Genomic DNA, 16,792 nt, shown 5'->3' on the forward strand with positions numbered 1-16,792 from the left:
CCAGTGCCGCAGGGCTTTGATACAGGCAAGAAGCCTTTTGATATCAACGCCTTGGGTGTTAACACTGGCTCATTTAGGTCAGCGCTGCCTTGGCCTTTAGGGGTTGGCAATGAGTCCTTATCGCCGCCCTCAACTCAATCAGTTGATGATATGACCCTCGAGCCAAAGTGCTTTATGACAACTTGGCTACTTCCATTGGTCGGTATGTAAGTCATCTCTTACGTAAACAGAGAATTTCGTTACCGGTGGTATGAGCGGTGCTTCAAGACGAAGTTCCGGGCCGCTCATCCCCTTTGCGGAAATTTTTTGAAATATTAGAAAAGATGGCACTAGTACTATATTGATAGCACTTGCTATTTAGGCCAGTAGTTATGGGGAGTTGGTGCGAGAGGATAGTTTTGTGCCACTACCGTTAAAAAAAAGTGGTGCCACTACGAAAAAAACCGACGAGTGTCGAGTGAAGAAATTGTTAGAGATGTGTCTTGATATTTTTTGACGTCAAATAAATGACGATTGGTGGGGTGAAATGCAGGCAAAAAATGTGGGAGCTGGCTTGCCTGCGATAGCGGTGTATCAGCGACATGTGAGTCGGCTGACCCTCCGCTATCGCAGGCAAGCCAGCTCCCACAGTTGATGTTGGTGGCTGTACAGGCCTTATTCCGGTGCGTGATCGCGCAAAAACACCAGGTTATCCGGCTTGGACTGCTCCGCATTGAAGCGATAGCCCTGTACATCGAACTGCTTGAGCTGGGCCGGATCGTTGATGCGTTCTTCAATCACAAACCGGCTCATCATGCCCCGAGCTTTTTTCGCGTAGAAGCTGATGATCTTGTACTGGCCGTTCTTCAGGTCCTTGAACTCGGTATTGATGATCCGCGCGTTCAAGGCCGTGCGCTTGACCGCCGAAAAATACTCATTGGACGCCAGGTTGAGCAGCACATCGTCGCCTTGCTCGGCCAGGGCTTCATTCAACCATTCGCTGATGCGTGTGCCCCAGAACGCGTAAAGGTCCTTGCCGCGGGAGTTGGCCAGCTTGGTGCCCATCTCCAGGCGATACGGCATCATCAGGTCCAGCGGACGCAGCAGGCCGTACAGGCCCGAGAGCATACGCAGATGGTCCTGGGCATAGCTGAAATCGGCCTCGCTGAAAGTCTCGGCATTCAGGCCGGTATACACATCGCCCTTGAACGCCAGCAGCGCCTGCTTGGCGTTGGCCGGAGTGAAGGCCGGCGTCCAACTGCCGAAACGCGCGGCGTTGAGGCCACCGATCTTGTCGGAGACGTGCATCAACTCACTGATTTGCGCCGGGCTCAGTTCGCGCAGTTGCTTGATCAGTTCCTGGGAGTGGTCCAGGTACTGCGGCTGGGTGAAGCGCGCAGTGACCGGCTTGGACTCGAAGTCGAGGGTTTTGGCGGGGGAAATCACCATCAGCATGAAGTTGGCTCCTGGAATCGTGGGGGGATTCTAGGGGGTTGGAGCGTTCGACTCCACCTATCAAGCCGATAGGCCCCGGTTTTTGTAGGAGCGAGCTTGCTCGCGAAAGTCGTCAACGAGAATGCTGGCAGACTGAATAGACGCGGTGCCCGGACGTTTTTCGCGAGCGAGCTCGCTCCTACACAAAAAGGGCGGACCAGTCCGCTATGATGGGCGGTAACTCTGTAGAGGGAGACCTCGTGTGCGATTAGCGCTTTTATTGTCCGCTTGCCTGCTGTGCCTGAATGCCCAGGCCGCGCCGGTGGATGTCGCCAGCCTGGACCGTAGTACCTGGCCGGAAAAACTCGCCAGCCCGGCGCTGTTCGATGTGGCTTCGCGTGCGGAGATCCTGATGTTCGCCCACGGCCTGCTCGCCAGCGAAGCCCTGGACGACGCGGCGCTCAAGCAACGCCTGGGGCTGAAGATCATCAACCTGGCCGCCATCGGCGACCTGCGTCGCCAGCTCTGGAAACGGCTGTTGGAGAACTACACATTCGCCCAGCAGAGCTGCGAAGAAGACGCCTCGTTCTGCTACTTGGTGGAAAACATGGACGACCTGCGTGAGCAGGCCGGCAAGTTCGAGGTCAGTGACAACTCTTTCTATATAGGCTGGGCCGCCCCCAGCCGGCACTTTCACGAACGCTATCTGGACGAGTTGTTGCGCAAGGCCGCGCTGTTTCCGCAGATCAGCAGTGAAGTGGCGCGCTTTGGCGATCATGAGCGCAACGGTGATGAACTCAATGACCGGATGTTTTTACTGACCTTCGACGGTGGCCCTGCACCTGTCAGCGGCAATACCGACTGGCTCACCGATTACCTGCGCAAGCAAAAGATGAACGCGACGTTCTTTGTCCTTGGCAGCAGCTTGCAAACCCGCGTGGAGCGCAGTTCCGCCGCCGATGTGCAGGCGCTGTACCAAGGGCAGTGCGTTGGGCTTCAGGGCTGGCAGTACCGCTCCCACAGCCATTGGGTCGACTGGCAAAGCTCCATCACCCGCAGTGCCGGGCTGGTACAGAACCTGATGCCGGAAAACTATGTGCCCTTGTTCCGCCCACCGTATGGGCAGCGCCGCGCGGACAGCCAGGGCTTCTTCCAGCAACAGGGTTTGCAGGTGGCGTTATGGGACATCGACTCCCAGGACGAGCCGGGCAAGCTCAAGGCTGATGAGTCGGCGCAACGGGTGCTGACATTGATGCTGCTATGGCGCAAAGGCGTGATCGTGTTTCACGACACCCAGGACAAGGCGCGGGTGGCATTGCCGATGGTGTTGCAGGCTACGGCGCAGAGTGGCTTGGGTTGGCAGGAGTGTCGCGAGGCATTTCGATGAAGTGCCCGGCTTTGCTGGGGATGGGGTGTTTTCGGGGCGATTTGCTGCAACATTTCGATGCAGGCGGACTTCCGACTTTAACGGGGTACATGGCACTCGGCTAGTGCTATTCGTCATCCTGAAAAATAAACTTCAAAAAAGCGTCAAAGTGCTTTTTCCTGTCATGGGTTTTGCGGTATTACGAAGTCAGACCGCCGAAACCTGCAACACAGGTGGCGTCTTCCAAGACTCCGCATGTGGGCACTGCACTTGACGTCCCTCAGGTGCACTCGGTGGTCGAATCGAGGCGCAGCACCGCCCAGGTATTGCGTCGAATGGCTCCCACAAAGGTGACCGAGTATGGATGATCATGGACGTAACCCTTCTTCCGACCAGCCAATCCTTTATGTGCTTGATACCAACGTATTGATCCACGATCCAAACGCACTGCTGAACTTCGAAGAACACCACGTCGCCATCCCGATGATCGTGCTTGAGGAGCTCGACAAACTCAAAAGCGGCCACCACAGCGTTGCCGCCGAATGCCGCCAGGCCATCCGCCTGATCGACAAGACCCTGGGTGAAGCTTCGCCCGAGGACGTCGAGGTCGGCGTGCCCATCCAGCGTGGCAAGAGCGGGCCCAAGGGCTTGCTGTCGATCCTGATGAGCAAGCGCAGCGAGCCCAACAGCCTGCTGCCGGAAAACCTGAACGACAACAAAATCATCAACCAATTGATCGACCTGCACGCCCGCGACAAGGACCTGCGCGTGGTGCTGGTGACCAAAGACATCAATATGCGCCTCAAGGCACGAGCGTGTGGGATCGCTGCCGAGGACTACAGCACCGACCAACTGGTCGACGACGTGTCGATGTTGTCCCGTGGTTATCACATGATGACCGGCTCGTTCTGGGACCGTGTCAGCAAGGTCGAAACCCGTCAGGACCACGGCCGCACCTGGCACCAGGTACAGCTGATCGACAACCTGCCGGCCGTGCATATCAATGAGTTCATCGTCGACGAACAGGGCTTCGTGGGCTGGATCAAAGAGATCCAGGTCGACAAGCTGCTGATCCTCGACCTGCATCAGGAACCCCTGTTGCACCAGGAAGCCTGGGGCCTGAAACCGCGTGATATCTACCAGAGCCTGGCGCTGTATGCGCTACTCGATCCGGACATTCACCTGGTCAACCTGACGGGCGCCGCAGGTTCGGGGAAAACCATCCTCGCCCTGGCCGCCGCCATCGAACAGACCATGGTGACCAAACGCTATCGCCGCATCATCGCCACCCGCAGCGTGCAGGGCCTGGACCAGGAAATCGGTTTCCTGCCCGGTACCGAGGCGGAAAAAATGGAGCCGTGGCTGGGGGCGATTACCGACAACCTCGAAGCCTTGCACATGGATGACGAAAACACCCATGGCAGCGTCGACTACATCCTCAGCAAAGTGCCGTTGCAGTTCAAATCCCTCAACTACATCCGAGGTCGCAGCTTCCAGCAAAGCCTGATTCTGATTGATGAATGCCAGAACCTTACGCCGCACCAGATGAAAACCATCATCACCCGTGCCGGCGCCGGTTCCAAAGTGGTGTGCCTGGGCAACCTGGCGCAGATCGACACCCCTTACCTGTCCGCGACCAGCTCCGGGCTGACTTACCTGACGGAACGCTTCAAGGACTTCCCGAACGGCGTGCACATTGCGCTGCAAGGGGTACCGCGTTCGATTCTGGCTGAATACGCCGAGTCCCATCTGTAACTACGCTGAATCTTCTGCGAAAAACCTCGGATTTTTCACGAAATCCGGGGTTTTTGTTCTGTGCGAGATTTGCCTGCGTTAACGCGTCCTGGGTGCTTGTGGTCTCTGTAATCATTTTGTTACATTTTTTCTGCGGTAAAAACAATAACAACACTGCTTGACCCCGTCGGAATACCACCTCCTTGAGTCGACGAACGTTTAGAAAACCTGTCCAGGGTTTTCACCGTGACCCTGCGTATTACAAAGCCCGAAACACCGCTCATTGATGACGCACATATCCAAAGGGAAAGGAAAATGGACTTAGCAGGTAATCGCTTCACTGTGGCGCAACGCAATCGCACCCCTCGTTTCAAGACCATACCCCTTACATCCATAGCACTCGGCCTGGCCTTATGGCTGGGCCACGGCTCCATGGCCAATGCAGACGACAATCCTTACACCTCGCAGGTATTGGAATCGGCGTTCAGGAAAGCCGTCGCCTCATTCGGCCCTGATACCGCCGTGTACAAAAACCTCAGGTTTGCCTACGCGGATATCGTCGATCTCGCGGCCAAGGATTTCGCTGCCCAGTCCGGCAAGTTCGATTCGGCCCTCAAGCAAAACTACGAGCTGCAACCCGAAAACCTGACCATCGGCGCCATGCTCGGCGACACCCGACGGCCACTGGACTACGCTTCGCGCCTGGATTACTACCGCAGCCAGCTGTTCAACAACAGCGGCCGTTACACCACCAATATCCTCGACTTCTCCAAGGCTATTATCGCCAACTTGCCGGCCGCCAAGCCTTACACCTACGTCGAGCCGGGCGTGAGCAGCAACCTGAGCGGGCAATTGAACGCAGGCCAGTCCTGGGCTGGCGCAACCCGTGACTGGAGTGCCAACGCGCAAACCTGGAAGACGCCGGAGGCCCAGGTCAACTCCGGCCTGGACCGCACCAACGCGTATTACGCCTATGCCTTGGGCATCACCGGCAAGGGGGTCAATGTTGGCGTGCTGGACTCAGGCATCCTCACCGAACACTCCGAGTTCCAGGGCAAAAATGCCCAGGGCCAGGACCGGGTGCAGGCGGTGGCCTCCACGGGCGAGTACTACGCCACCCATCCTCGCTACCGCCTTGAAGTGCCCAGCGGCGAGTTCAAGCAGGGTGAGCCTTTCAGTATTCCAGGGGAATACGACCCGGCGTTCAACGACGGGCATGGCACGGAAATGTCCGGGGTGCTGGCCGCCAGCCGCAACGGCACCGGTATGCACGGCATTGCCTTCGACGCCAATCTGTTTGTCGCCAACACCGGCGGCAGCGACAACGACCGCTACCTAGGCTCCAACGACCTCGACTACAACGCGTTCATGGCCAGCTACAACGCCCTGGCGGCGAAGAACGTGGCGATTGTCAATCAGAGCTGGGGGCAGAGCTCGCGCGATGATGTGGAGAACCACTTCGGTAACGTCGGCGACAGCGCCGCGCAAAACCTGCGTGACATGACCGCCGCCTATCGCCCGTTCTGGGACAAGGCTCATGCAGGACAAAAAACCTGGATGGACGCCATGGCCGACGCGGCCCGTCAGAACACCTTTATCCAGATCATCTCGGCGGGCAACGACAGCCACGGTGCCAACCCGTACACCAACGCGAACCTGCCGTTTTTCAAACCGGATATCGAAGGCAAGTTCCTTTCGATCACGGGCTATGACGAGACCAGCGCCCAGGTCTATAACCGCTGCGGTACGTCCAAGTGGTGGTGCGTGATGGGCGTGTCGGGCATTCCGTCTGCCGGCCCCGAGGGCGAAATCATCCCGAATGCCAACGGCACCTCGGCCGCCGCGCCGAGCGTCTCCGGGGCCTTGGCGCTAGTGATGCAACGCTTCCCCTATATGACGCCCAGCCAGGCGCGGGACGTGTTGCTGACCACCTCCAGCCTGCAAGCGCCGGATGGCCCGGACACGCCGGTTGGCGAACTGACCGGAGGCCGCACCTACGACAACCTGCAACCGGTGCACGATGCCGCGCCGGGTGTCCCACAAGTACCAGGTGTGGTCAGTGGCTGGGGCTTGCCCAACCTGCAAAAAGCCATGCAAGGGCCGGGGCAGTTCCTCGGTGCGGTGGCAGTGGCGTTGCCCAGCGGTACCCGCGATATCTGGGCCAACCCGATTTCCGATGAAGCCATTCGCGCCCGCCGCGTAGAAGACGCTGCCGAGCAGGCGACCTGGGCCGCCACCAAGCAGCAAAAAGGCTGGCTCAATGGCCTGCCCGCCAATGCCTCGGCCGACGATCAGTTTGAATACGACATCGGTCATGCCCGGGAGCAGGCAACACTCACCCGCGGCCAGGACGTGCTCACCGGCAGCACCTACGTCGGTAGCCTGGTCAAGTCCGGGGATGGCGAGTTGGTGCTGGAAGGCCAGAACAGCTATTCGGGCAGCACTTGGGTACGCGGTGGCAAATTGTCGGTGGACGGCGCGTTGACCTCTGCCGTGACGGTAGACGGCAGCGCCGTTGGCATGCGCAATGCCGATAACGGCGTGATGACCACACTGGGCGGCACCCTGGCCGGCAACGGCACGGTGGGTGCCTTGACCGTCAACAACGGCGGGCGAGTGGCCCCGGGGCATTCGATAGGCACGCTGCGCACCGGCGATGTTACGTTCAATCCGGGTTCGGTGTATGCCGTCGAAGTCGGCGCCAATGGTCAGAGCGACCAGCTCCAGAGCAATGGCGCGGCGACCCTCAATGGCGGTGTGGTGAGCGTGTCCCTGGAGAACAGCCCCAATCTGTTGACCGCCACCGAGGCGCGCAGCTTGCTGGGCCAGCAGTTCACTATCCTCAGCGCCAGCCAAGGCATCCAGGGGCAGTTTGCGGCGTTCGCCCCCAACTACCTGTTCATTGGCATTGCGCCCAACTATCAACCGAACCAGTTGACCCTGGCGATAGCCCGCAACCAGACCACCTTCGCCAGTGTCGCGCAAACCCGCAACGAGCGTGCGGTGGCGACGGTGGCCGAGACATTGGGCGCTGGCAGCCCGGTCTACGAAAGCCTGCTGTCATCGGATTCCGCCGCCCAGGCGCGGGAGGGCTTCAAGCAACTTTCAGGGCAATTGCATTCGGACGTGGCCGCAGCGCAAATGGCCGACAGCCGCTACCTGCGTGAAGCGGTCAACGCTCGTTTGCAACAGGCCCAGGCGTTGGATTCCAGCGCGCAGATCCAGGCCAGCGATAACGGCGGCTGGGTACAGCTACTTGGTGGGCGCAACAACGTCAGTGGTGACAACAACGCCAGCGGCTACTCCTCGTCCACCAGTGGCGTACTGCTGGGCCTGGACAGTGAGGTGAACGACGGCTGGCGAGTGGGCGCAGCCACCGGTTATACCCAAAGCCACCTCAACGGCCAGTCGGCGTCGGCGGACAGCGACAACTATCACCTGTCGGTCTATGGTGGCAAACGCTTTGAGGCGATTGCCCTGCGCCTGGGCGGTGCCAGCACCTGGCACCGCCTGGACACTTCGCGACGGGTGGCCTATGCCAATCAGTCGGACCATGCCAAGGCCGACTACAACGCGCGTACCGACCAAGTGTTTGCCGAGATCGGTTACACCCAATGGACCCTGCTTGAACCCTTCGCCAACCTCACGTACCTGAACTATCAAAGCGACTCGTTCAAGGAAAAAGGCGGTGCCGCAGCCCTGCATGCCAGCAAGCAAGGCCAGGACGCGACGCTCTCCACCCTGGGCGTGCGTGGCCACACTCAGTTGCCGCTCACGTCCACCTCGGCGGTGACCCTGCGCGGTGAGTTGGGTTGGGAGCATCAGTTTGGTGATACCGATCGTGAAGCTTCTCTGAAGTTTGCCGGCAGTGACACGGCCTTCGCCGTCAACAGCGTGCCTGTGGCCAGGGATGGCGCGGTGATCAAGGCCAGTGCGCAAATGGCGTTGACCAAGGACACCCTGGTGTCGTTGAACTACAGCGGCTTGCTCTCCAACCGGGGCAACAACAACGGGATCAATGCCGGGTTTAGCTTCCGGTTCTAACCTTGAATGTAGGAGCGAGCTTGCTCGCGAAAAACGTCAACGATAACGCGTGCACCCTGGGTAAACGCGGCGCCTGAGAGTTTTTCGCGAGCAAGCTCGCTCCTACAGGATGGGATAAACAGCCCTGCGCAAATTTTGACCCACAGGTTTACAATCGCTGCTCCTGATCAGGAGTATCCCTGTGCTGACTCATCTCGATTCCCAAGGTCGCGCCCATATGGTCGACGTCACCGAAAAAGCCGTGACGTTCCGTGAGGCGGTGGCCGAAGCGCGGGTGCGCATGTTGCCCGCCACTCTGCAAATGATTGTTGACGGCGCCCACCCCAAGGGCGACGTGTTTGCCGTGGCCCGCATTGCCGGGATTCAGGCGGCGAAAAAAACCAGCGACTTGATCCCCTTATGCCATCCGTTGATGCTGACCGGCGTCAAGGTGGAGCTGCGCGCCGACGGCGTAGACGCTGTGCATATCCTCGCGCGCTGCAAGCTCTCCGGCCAGACCGGCGTTGAGATGGAAGCCCTGACCGCCGCCAGCGTCGCGGCACTGACGATCTACGACATGTGCAAGGCGGTGGATCGCGGCATGACCATTGAGAGTATTCGCCTGCTGGAAAAACTGGGCGGTAAGAGCGGGCATTTCAAGGCGGATGAACAATGAGTATCAACGTACTGTTTTTTGCGCGCTACGCCGAAGCGGTGGGTTTCGACTCGCTGGAGATGGAAGGTGAGTTTGCCAGCGTTGATGCCGTGCGCCTCGCGCTGGCTTCTGACCCGGAATTCGCCGTGCTCAACGAAGCGAGCCTGATGTGTGCGCGCAACGAGGAGTTGTGCAGCCTGGACGAGCCGGTGCAAGCCGGCGATGAAGTCGCCTTCTTCCCACCCGTGACCGGAGGCTGAGCATGGCCATTCGTGTGCAGGTCGAAGCCTTTGATCCCGGTGCCGAAGTCAACGCCATGCACGCGGCCAACGTGGGCGTGGGCGCGGTGGTGAGCTTTGTCGGCTATGTACGCGACTTCAATGAGGGGCGCGAGGTGTCGGGGATGTTTTTGGAACACTACCCCGGCATGACCGAGAAGGCCCTGGCCAAGATCGCCGTGGAAGCCGAACAGCGTTGGCCGTTGCTCAAGCTGGAGGTGCTGCACCGTATCGGCGCGCTGGAGCCGGGCGAGCCGATTGTGTTTGTCGGCGCGGCCAGTGCGCATCGGCAGGCAGCGTTTGATGCCTGCGCATTTGTGATGGATTACTTGAAGACGCGGGCGCCGTTCTGGAAGAAGGAAAACACCAGTGAGGGGCCGCGTTGGGTAGAAGGGCGCAGCAGTGACCACGCCGCAGCGGATCGTTGGAAGTAGCCAGCCAGACGCTGAAACCCATGTGGGAGCTGGCTTGCCTGCGGTAGCATCACCTCGGCGTGACTGAAAAACCGAGGTGTCTGCATCGCAGGCAAGCCAGCTCCCACACAAGCCCGCTCCCACATTTTTAACCGCATTTCAGCTCAAGGGCGTTTGCGTTCTACAGCGCGCAACAAATGCGTCGGCGGCGTCTCACAGCTGATCTTGCGCCCCAGCAACGCCTCGATGGACGGCAACTGGTACGAGTCATCCTCGCCCGCAAAGCTGATCGACACACCCGCAGCCCCAGCACGCCCGGTACGGCCGATGCGGTGCACGTAGTCGTCCGGTACTTCCGGCAGGGTGAAGTTGATCACGTGGCTGATGCCGTCGATATGAATACCGCGACCGGCTACATCGGTAGCCACCAGCACGCGGATCTTGCCTTCACGGAAGCCTTCCAGGGTCTTGATGCGCTTGTGCTGCGGCACATCACCCGACAGTTGCGCGGCGTTGACGCCGTCGCGCACCAGGCGCTCTTCAATGCGGCGCACTTCGTCCTTGCGGTTGGCGAAGACCATCACGCGCTCCCAACCGTTGTCGTTGACCAGGTTGTAGAGCAGCTTGTACTTGTCGGCACCGGCGACGGCGTAGATATGCTGCTCGACGTTTTCGCTGGCAACGTTGAGTGCTTCGATCTCGACGATGGATGGGTCGGTGGTCCACTGCTTGGCGAGGTTCATCACGTCTTCGGTGAAAGTCGCGGAGAACAGCAGGGTCTGGCGCTCGGTTTTCGGCGGCGTCTGACGAATGATCTGGCGAACTTGCGGGATAAAGCCCATGTCGAGCATGCGGTCGGCTTCGTCCAGCACCATCACTTCGACCATGTCCAGGTGCACGTCGCCACGCTGATTGAAGTCGAGCAGGCGGCCCGGGGTGGCGACGAGGATGTCGCAATGACGGGCTTCGAGGTGCTTGAGTTGCTTGTCGAAGTCCATGCCGCCCACAAACGTCATGACGTTGAGACCGGTGTATTTGGTCAGGTCGGCGGCGTCCTTGGCGATCTGCACCACCAGCTCCCGGGTCGGGGCGATGATCAGCGCGCGCGGTTCACCCATGTAGCGTTCCTTGGGCGGCGGCGTTTGCAACAGCTGGGTGATGATCGAGATCAGGAACGCGGCGGTCTTGCCGGTGCCGGTCTGGGCACGGCCGATGGCGTCTTTGCCCGCGAGGGTGAAGCCCAGCACTTGTGCCTGGATGGGCGTGCAGTACGGGAAACCCAGGTCCTGGATGGCGTGCATCAGTTCCGGGGCCAGTTTGAAATCGTGGAAGCGGGTTTTGCCTTCCTGGGGTTCGACGACGAAGTCTTCGAGTTTCCAGGGGGTCACGGGCGGTTTGGGCGCACGTTCGCGACGGGGCTTGGCCACAGGCGCCGGGGCGGGTGCGGCAGGCTTTACCTGTTCAGGCGGCGTCACCGTGGTTTTGTTCGGTGAGGCGGCGGGCGCGTTCCGGCCGGGCTGTTGACCGTCATTGCGGTTGCCGGGCTTGGGGGCAGGAGCACTGGGAACAGGCGCGAGCGGCTCAGCCTCGCTTTTGCCGAACATCTTCTTGAGTGCTTTGAGCACGGTCATCTCATTAATTGATTAAGGAATGTACGCCGGCCAGTGTAATGCAAGAATCGGGCGCGGCGTAGTGCGTCTGTCATACGGCTACATAAACACGGGATTCAGCGCAGGCGTTCAGTCAGCCAGGTGCCTATATCGTGTATCTCTTGGGGTAACACTTCGTGGCCCATTGGGTATTCCTGCCATGTCACGGTGACACCACGGCCCTTCAAATGCTCGTAGGCGCTGCGGCCCATGGCGTTCTGCACCACATCGTCGTACTGGCCATGCAGGCAGAGCGTGGGAATGCGTTGCTGGCTGGCGGATAATTCCAGGTCATTATCGAAGGTTGGCGCATAGGTGGAGAGGGCGATCACACCGCCCAAGGGCCCCTCCCATTTCTTGAACGCGGTGTGGAAAACCACCGCGCCACCTTGAGAAAAACCGGCGAGGAAAATTCGCGAGGTGTCTATTCCGGTTCTCTGTTGCGCCTCAATCAGGTCTGTGACCATTTTTGCCGACGCTTCCAGTTCTTCCAGGCTGATCGAACGGGCCGGGCTCATGGCCTTGATGTCGTACCAGCTCGGCATCTCGTAGCCACCGTTAATCGTCACCGGACGCGTGGGCGCCTGGGGCAAAACGAAGCGGGTGGTCAGCAGGGTTTCCTGCAGGGCTTCGGCCACCGGCAGGAAGTCGTAGCGATCGGCGCCCAGGCCATGCAACCAGATAACGCAGGCGTCTGCGGGCTTGGCGGGCTGAAGAATCAAGGGTTCGGTCATGTCTGCTCCATAGATGTGCGGGCGCTCCGATGAGGTGCGTCGGAACGGTGCGCGACAGGTTGATCTGTTAAGAGAATGTCGCAAGGTTGAATCTTTTGCCATCGAAGCGCAGTTACAGCCACTCGGCCAAGACTCTGGTACGCGCCTTGCTATGTGTAGCTCGATGTCAGAACTCTCCCAGGGCGGTAACACTATCAGTGACTGCCGCTCGTGGGAAAGCAACTGGAATTACCGCAAAAACCTCATGCTGCTTGGCCCCAAAAAAAACCAACACGGGTCGATATCGCCTCATAAGGGTGCGCTGAGGTTGGAGCTCCGACACAACAAGAGCAATTGGAGGTTTGTAATGAAGGTATTGAAATCCACCCTGGCCATCGTCTCTGCGGCGGCTGTACTGGGTGTCAGTGGTTTTGCCCAGGCGGGCGCCACCCTGGACGCCGTGCAGAAGAAAGGCTTTGTGCAGTGCGGTGTGAGTGACGGCCTGCCGGGTTTCTCGGTGCCGGATGCCAGCGGCAAGATCCTCGGGATCGACGCTGACTATTGCCGCGCTGTGGCGGCTGCCGTATTTGGCGATGCCACCAAGGTCAAGTTCAGCCAGTTGAACGCCAAGGAGCGTTTCACCGCGCTTCAGTCAGGCGAAGTCGACATCTTGTCGCGCAACACCACCATGACCAGCTCCCGCGATGCGGGCATGGGCCTGAAATTCCCGGGCTTCATTACCTACTACGACGGCATCGGCTTTCTGGTGAACAACAAGCTGGGCGTCAAGAGCGCCAAGGAACTGGACGGTGCAACCATCTGCATCCAGGCCGGTACCACCACCGAGCTGAACGTTTCCGACTATTTCCGCGCGAACAACCTCAAATACACCCCGATCACCTTCGACACCTCCGATGAAAGCGCCAAGTCGCTGGAGTCCGGGCGTTGCGACGTGCTGACGTCCGACAAATCCCAGCTGTTCGCCCAGCGCAGCAAGCTGGCTTCGCCGAAAGACTACGTGGTGCTGCCGGAAACCATTTCCAAGGAGCCCCTGGGCCCGGTCGTGCGTAACGGTGATGACGAGTGGCTGGCCATCGTGCGCTGGGTGGGCTACGCCATGCTCAACGCTGAAGAGGCCGGTGTGACCTCCAAGAACGTCGAAGCTGAAGCCAAGGCCACCAAGAACCCGGACGTTGCGCGTCTGCTCGGTGCCGACGGCGAATACGGTAAAGACCTGAAAGTGAAGAAGGACTGGGTGGTACAGATCGTCAAGCAAGTGGGTAACTACGGCGAGATGTTCGAGCGCAACCTGGGCAAGAGCACGCCGCTGGAAATCGACCGTGGCCTGAACGCCCTGTGGAACAACGGCGGCATTCAATACGCACCCCCTGTGCGCTGATCGCTGATGGTTCTGTCACCCGGTAGGCCAACTGCCGGGTGATGTTCTGTTCCATTATTTTCGGGGCACTTCATGCAAAATCAAATCGGCGCACCCAAGCAGAAGCTCAGCTTCAGCGACCCCAAAGTGCGTGCGTGGCTGTTCCAGATCATCACGATCGTGGCGGTGGTCTCGCTGGGCTGGTACCTGTTCCATAACACCCAGACCAACCTGCAACACCGGGGCATCACCTCGGGTTTCGACTTTCTTGAGCGCAGTGCCGGTTTCGGCATCGCGCAGCACTTGATCGACTACACCGAATCGGACAGCTATGCCCGGGTGTTTGTCATCGGCCTGCTCAACACTTTGCTGGTGACCGTCATCGGTGTGGTGCTGGCAACCCTGCTCGGCTTCATCATCGGCGTGGCACGCTTGTCGCCCAACTGGATGATCAACAAGCTGGCGACCGTGTACGTGGAGGTATTCCGCAACATTCCGCCGCTGTTGCAAATCCTGTTCTGGTACTTCGCGGTGTTCCTGACCATGCCAGGGCCGCGCAACAGCCATAACTTCGGTGACACCTTCTTTGTCAGCAGCCGTGGCTTGAACATGCCGGCAGCGCTGGCGTCCGACGGGTTCTGGCCGTTTGTCACCAGCCTGGTGGTCGCTATCGTTGCCATCGTGCTGATGACCCGCTGGGCCAACAAGCGCTTTGAAGCGACGGGGGTTCCTTTCCATAAATTCTGGGCGGGCCTGGCGCTGCTGGTGGTGATCCCGGCGTTATGCGTGTTGATCTTCGGTACGCCATTGCATTGGGAAATGCCCAAGCTTGCGGGCTTCAACTTTGTCGGTGGCTGGGTACTGATCCCAGAGCTGTTGGCGTTGACCTTGGCGCTGACGGTGTACACGGCGGCATTTATTGCCGAGATCGTGCGCTCGGGCATCAAGTCCGTCAGCCATGGCCAGACCGAAGCGGCACGTTCACTGGGCCTGCGCCCGGGGCCGACGCTGCGCAAGGTCATCATCCCGCAAGCGTTGCGCGTGATCATTCCGCCGCTGACCAGCCAATACCTGAACCTGGCGAAAAACTCGTCGTTGGCCGCCGGTATCGGTTATCCGGAAATGGTTTCGCTGTTTGCCGGCACGGTGCTCAACCAGACCGGCCAAGCCATTGAAGTCATTGCCATCACCATGAGCGTGTACCTGGCGATCAGCATCAGCATTTCTCTGCTGATGAACTGGTACAACAAGCGCATTGCGCTGATCGAGCGGTGAGGACACACCCATGACTACGCATACGTTCAAACCTGATATGCCGCCGCCGAGCAAAGTCTTCGGGCCGGTGGCCTGGATGCGCGCCAACTTGTTCTCGAGCTGGCTCAATACACTGCTGACCCTGCTGGCGATCTACCTGGTGTACCTGGTGGTGCCACCGATCCTGCACTGGGCCATCCTCGATGCCAACTGGGTGGGCACCACCCGCGCCGACTGCACCAAGGAGGGCGCCTGTTGGGTGTTTATCCAACAGCGCTTCGGGCAGTTCATGTATGGCTATTACCCCGTCGACCTGCGCTGGCGCGTGGACATGACGGTATGGCTGGCCATCGTGGGCGTGGCGCCGTTGTTCATCTCGCGTTTCCCACGCAAGGCGATCTATGGCCTGGGCTTTTTGGTGCTGTATCCGATCATTGCCTACTGCTTGCTGCATGGCGGCGTGTTCGGGCTGAGCAACGTGGCGACCAGCCAATGGGGCGGCTTGATGCTGACCCTGGTGATCGCCACGGTGGGCATCGCCGGCGCCTTGCCGCTGGGCATTGTGCTGGCGCTGGGGCGGCGTTCGAACATGCCGGCCATTCGGGTGGTCTGCGTGACCTTCATCGAGTTCTGGCGCGGCGTGCCGTTGATCACCGTGCTGTTCATGTCTTCGGTGATGCTGCCGCTGTTCCTGCCTGAAGGCATGAACTTCGACAAGCTGCTGCGGGCGCTGATCGGTGTGATCCTGTTCCAGTCGGCCTATGTGGCCGAAGTGGTGCGCGGTGGTTTGCAGGCGATTCCCAAGGGCCAATATGAAGCCGCTGCGGCGATGGGTCTGGGCTACTGGCGCAGCATGGGCCTGGTGATCCTGCCGCAAGCTTTGAAGATGGTGATCCCTGGGATCGTCAACACCTTCATTGCCCTGTTCAAGGACACCAGCCTTGTGATCATCATCGGCCTGTTCGACCTGCTCAACAGCGTCAAGCAAGCCGCCGCCGACCCCAAATGGCTGGGCATGGCTACCGAAGGCTATGTGTTCGCCGCCCTGGTGTTCTGGATTTTCTGTTTTGGTATGTCGCGCTATTCCATGCATCTGGAACGCAAGCTCGACACTGGCCACAAGCGTTAGGAGTTTTTTGATGAGCGAAGCAATCAAACAGCCTGTGAGCCCTGAAGGCATTATCCAGATGCAGGGCGTCAACAAGTGGTACGGCCAGTTCCACGTGTTGAAAGACATCAACCTCAACGTCAAGCAGGGCGAGCGTATCGTGCTGTGCGGCCCGTCGGGCTCGGGCAAGTCCACCACCATCCGCTGCCTCAACCGCCTGGAAGAGCACCAGCAAGGCCGCATTGTGGTCGATGGTGTGGAACTGACCAATGACCTCAAGCAGATCGAAGCGATCCGCCGCGAAGTCGGTATGGTGTTCCAGCACTTCAATCTGTTCCCGCATTTGACCATCCTGCAAAACTGCACGCTGGCGCCGATGTGGGTGCGCAAGATGCCCAAGCGCAAGGCCGAGGAAATTGCCATGCACTACCTGGAGCGTGTGCGCATTCCGGAGCAGGCCCACAAGTTTCCCGGGCAGCTTTCAGGTGGTCAGCAACAGCGTGTGGCGATTGCCCGCGCGCTGTGCATGAAGCCCAAAATCATGTTGTTCGATGAGCCGACATCGGCGCTGGACCCGGAGATGGTCAAAGAGGTACTGGACACCATGATCGGCCTGGCCGAAGACGGCATGACCATGTTGTGCGTGACCCACGAAATGGGCTTTGCCCGCACAGTGGCCAATCGCGTGATCTTCATGGACAAGGGCGAGATCGTCGAGCAGGCGGCGCCGAATGACTTCTTTGATAACCCGCAGAATGAGCGGACCAAGTTGTTCTTGAGCCAGATATTGCATTGATCGACGTTTGAA

13 protein-coding genes are annotated in these 16,792 nt (G+C 59.5%); 10 read left to right on the forward strand and 3 right to left on the reverse strand.

The window, feature by feature from the left end:
- Positions 1 to 654: 654 nt before the first annotated feature.
- Entirely contained in the window at positions 655 to 1,434 is a 780-nt protein-coding gene (gene yaaA / locus ACP7CZ_RS04060) for a peroxide stress protein YaaA (protein WP_294163836.1), read from the reverse strand.
- Between the two features lie 241 nt (positions 1,435 to 1,675).
- Here yaaA and ACP7CZ_RS04065 point away from each other — a divergent pair, with 241 nt between their 5' ends.
- The 6 genes from ACP7CZ_RS04065 (at position 1,676) to moaE (ending at position 9,903) form a co-directional block, all read left to right on the forward strand.
- Positions 1,676 to 2,800: a polysaccharide deacetylase family protein gene (locus tag ACP7CZ_RS04065; protein ID WP_181123771.1), complete on the forward strand. Its 1,125-nt coding sequence runs from the start codon at positions 1,676 to 1,678 to the stop codon at positions 2,798 to 2,800.
- A gap of 339 nt (positions 2,801 to 3,139) precedes the next feature.
- The gene (locus ACP7CZ_RS04070) at positions 3,140 to 4,534 is read left to right on the forward strand and encodes a PhoH family protein (RefSeq protein ID WP_005785025.1); all 1,395 of its coding nucleotides are present in this window, start codon (positions 3,140 to 3,142) and stop codon (positions 4,532 to 4,534) included.
- 294 nt (positions 4,535 to 4,828) lie between these two features.
- Entirely contained in the window at positions 4,829 to 8,557 is a 3,729-nt protein-coding gene (locus tag ACP7CZ_RS04075) for an autotransporter domain-containing protein (RefSeq protein WP_294163850.1), read from the forward strand.
- A 181-nt stretch (positions 8,558 to 8,738) separates the two neighbouring features.
- Positions 8,739 to 9,212: a cyclic pyranopterin monophosphate synthase MoaC gene (gene moaC / locus ACP7CZ_RS04080; protein ID WP_034128701.1), complete on the forward strand. Its 474-nt coding sequence runs from the start codon at positions 8,739 to 8,741 to the stop codon at positions 9,210 to 9,212.
- Complete coding sequence (moaD, locus tag ACP7CZ_RS04085) at positions 9,209 to 9,451, forward strand: molybdopterin converting factor subunit 1 (RefSeq protein WP_073524183.1); 243 nt, start codon at positions 9,209 to 9,211, stop codon at positions 9,449 to 9,451. The genes moaC and moaD overlap by 4 nt, the downstream gene beginning before the upstream one ends.
- Before the next feature lie 2 nt (positions 9,452 to 9,453).
- Positions 9,454 to 9,903 carry a molybdopterin synthase catalytic subunit MoaE gene (moaE, locus tag ACP7CZ_RS04090; RefSeq protein ID WP_294163864.1) on the forward strand — a complete coding sequence of 150 codons (450 nt, stop codon included), beginning with the start codon at positions 9,454 to 9,456 and terminating at the stop codon, positions 9,901 to 9,903.
- A 143-nt stretch (positions 9,904 to 10,046) separates the two neighbouring features.
- Here the strand turns inward: moaE and rhlB are convergent, their stop codons facing one another.
- Together rhlB and ACP7CZ_RS04100 are read right to left on the reverse strand one after the other, a co-directional pair.
- Complete coding sequence (rhlB, locus tag ACP7CZ_RS04095; protein WP_034128699.1) at positions 10,047 to 11,513, reverse strand: ATP-dependent RNA helicase RhlB; 1,467 nt, start codon at positions 11,511 to 11,513, stop codon at positions 10,047 to 10,049.
- Positions 11,514 to 11,608: 95 nt separating this feature from the next.
- A complete protein-coding gene (locus ACP7CZ_RS04100) occupies positions 11,609 to 12,265 on the reverse strand; it encodes an alpha/beta hydrolase (protein WP_034128698.1) in 657 nt (218 codons plus the stop codon).
- Positions 12,266 to 12,611: 346 nt separating this feature from the next.
- Between ACP7CZ_RS04100 and ACP7CZ_RS04105 the strand changes: the two genes are divergently transcribed.
- From ACP7CZ_RS04105 to ACP7CZ_RS04120, 4 genes are all read left to right on the forward strand, one after another.
- Positions 12,612 to 13,643 carry an amino acid ABC transporter substrate-binding protein gene (locus ACP7CZ_RS04105; RefSeq protein WP_034128697.1) on the forward strand — a complete coding sequence of 344 codons (1,032 nt, stop codon included), beginning with the start codon at positions 12,612 to 12,614 and terminating at the stop codon, positions 13,641 to 13,643.
- 72 nt (positions 13,644 to 13,715) lie between these two features.
- Entirely contained in the window at positions 13,716 to 14,897 is a 1,182-nt protein-coding gene (locus tag ACP7CZ_RS04110; protein WP_054898976.1) for an amino acid ABC transporter permease, read from the forward strand.
- Positions 14,898 to 14,907: 10 nt separating this feature from the next.
- Positions 14,908 to 16,005, forward strand: coding sequence for an amino acid ABC transporter permease (locus ACP7CZ_RS04115; protein WP_014717022.1), 1,098 nt, complete (start codon positions 14,908 to 14,910; stop codon positions 16,003 to 16,005).
- A 10-nt stretch (positions 16,006 to 16,015) separates the two neighbouring features.
- A complete protein-coding gene (locus tag ACP7CZ_RS04120) occupies positions 16,016 to 16,780 on the forward strand; it encodes an amino acid ABC transporter ATP-binding protein (protein ID WP_010444394.1) in 765 nt (254 codons plus the stop codon).
- Positions 16,781 to 16,792 lie beyond the last annotated feature (12 nt).

The organism is Pseudomonas sp. DWP2-2, from assembly GCF_049897065.1.
In the GTDB taxonomy this organism is placed as follows: domain Bacteria; phylum Pseudomonadota; class Gammaproteobacteria; order Pseudomonadales; family Pseudomonadaceae; genus Aquipseudomonas; species Aquipseudomonas paracarnis.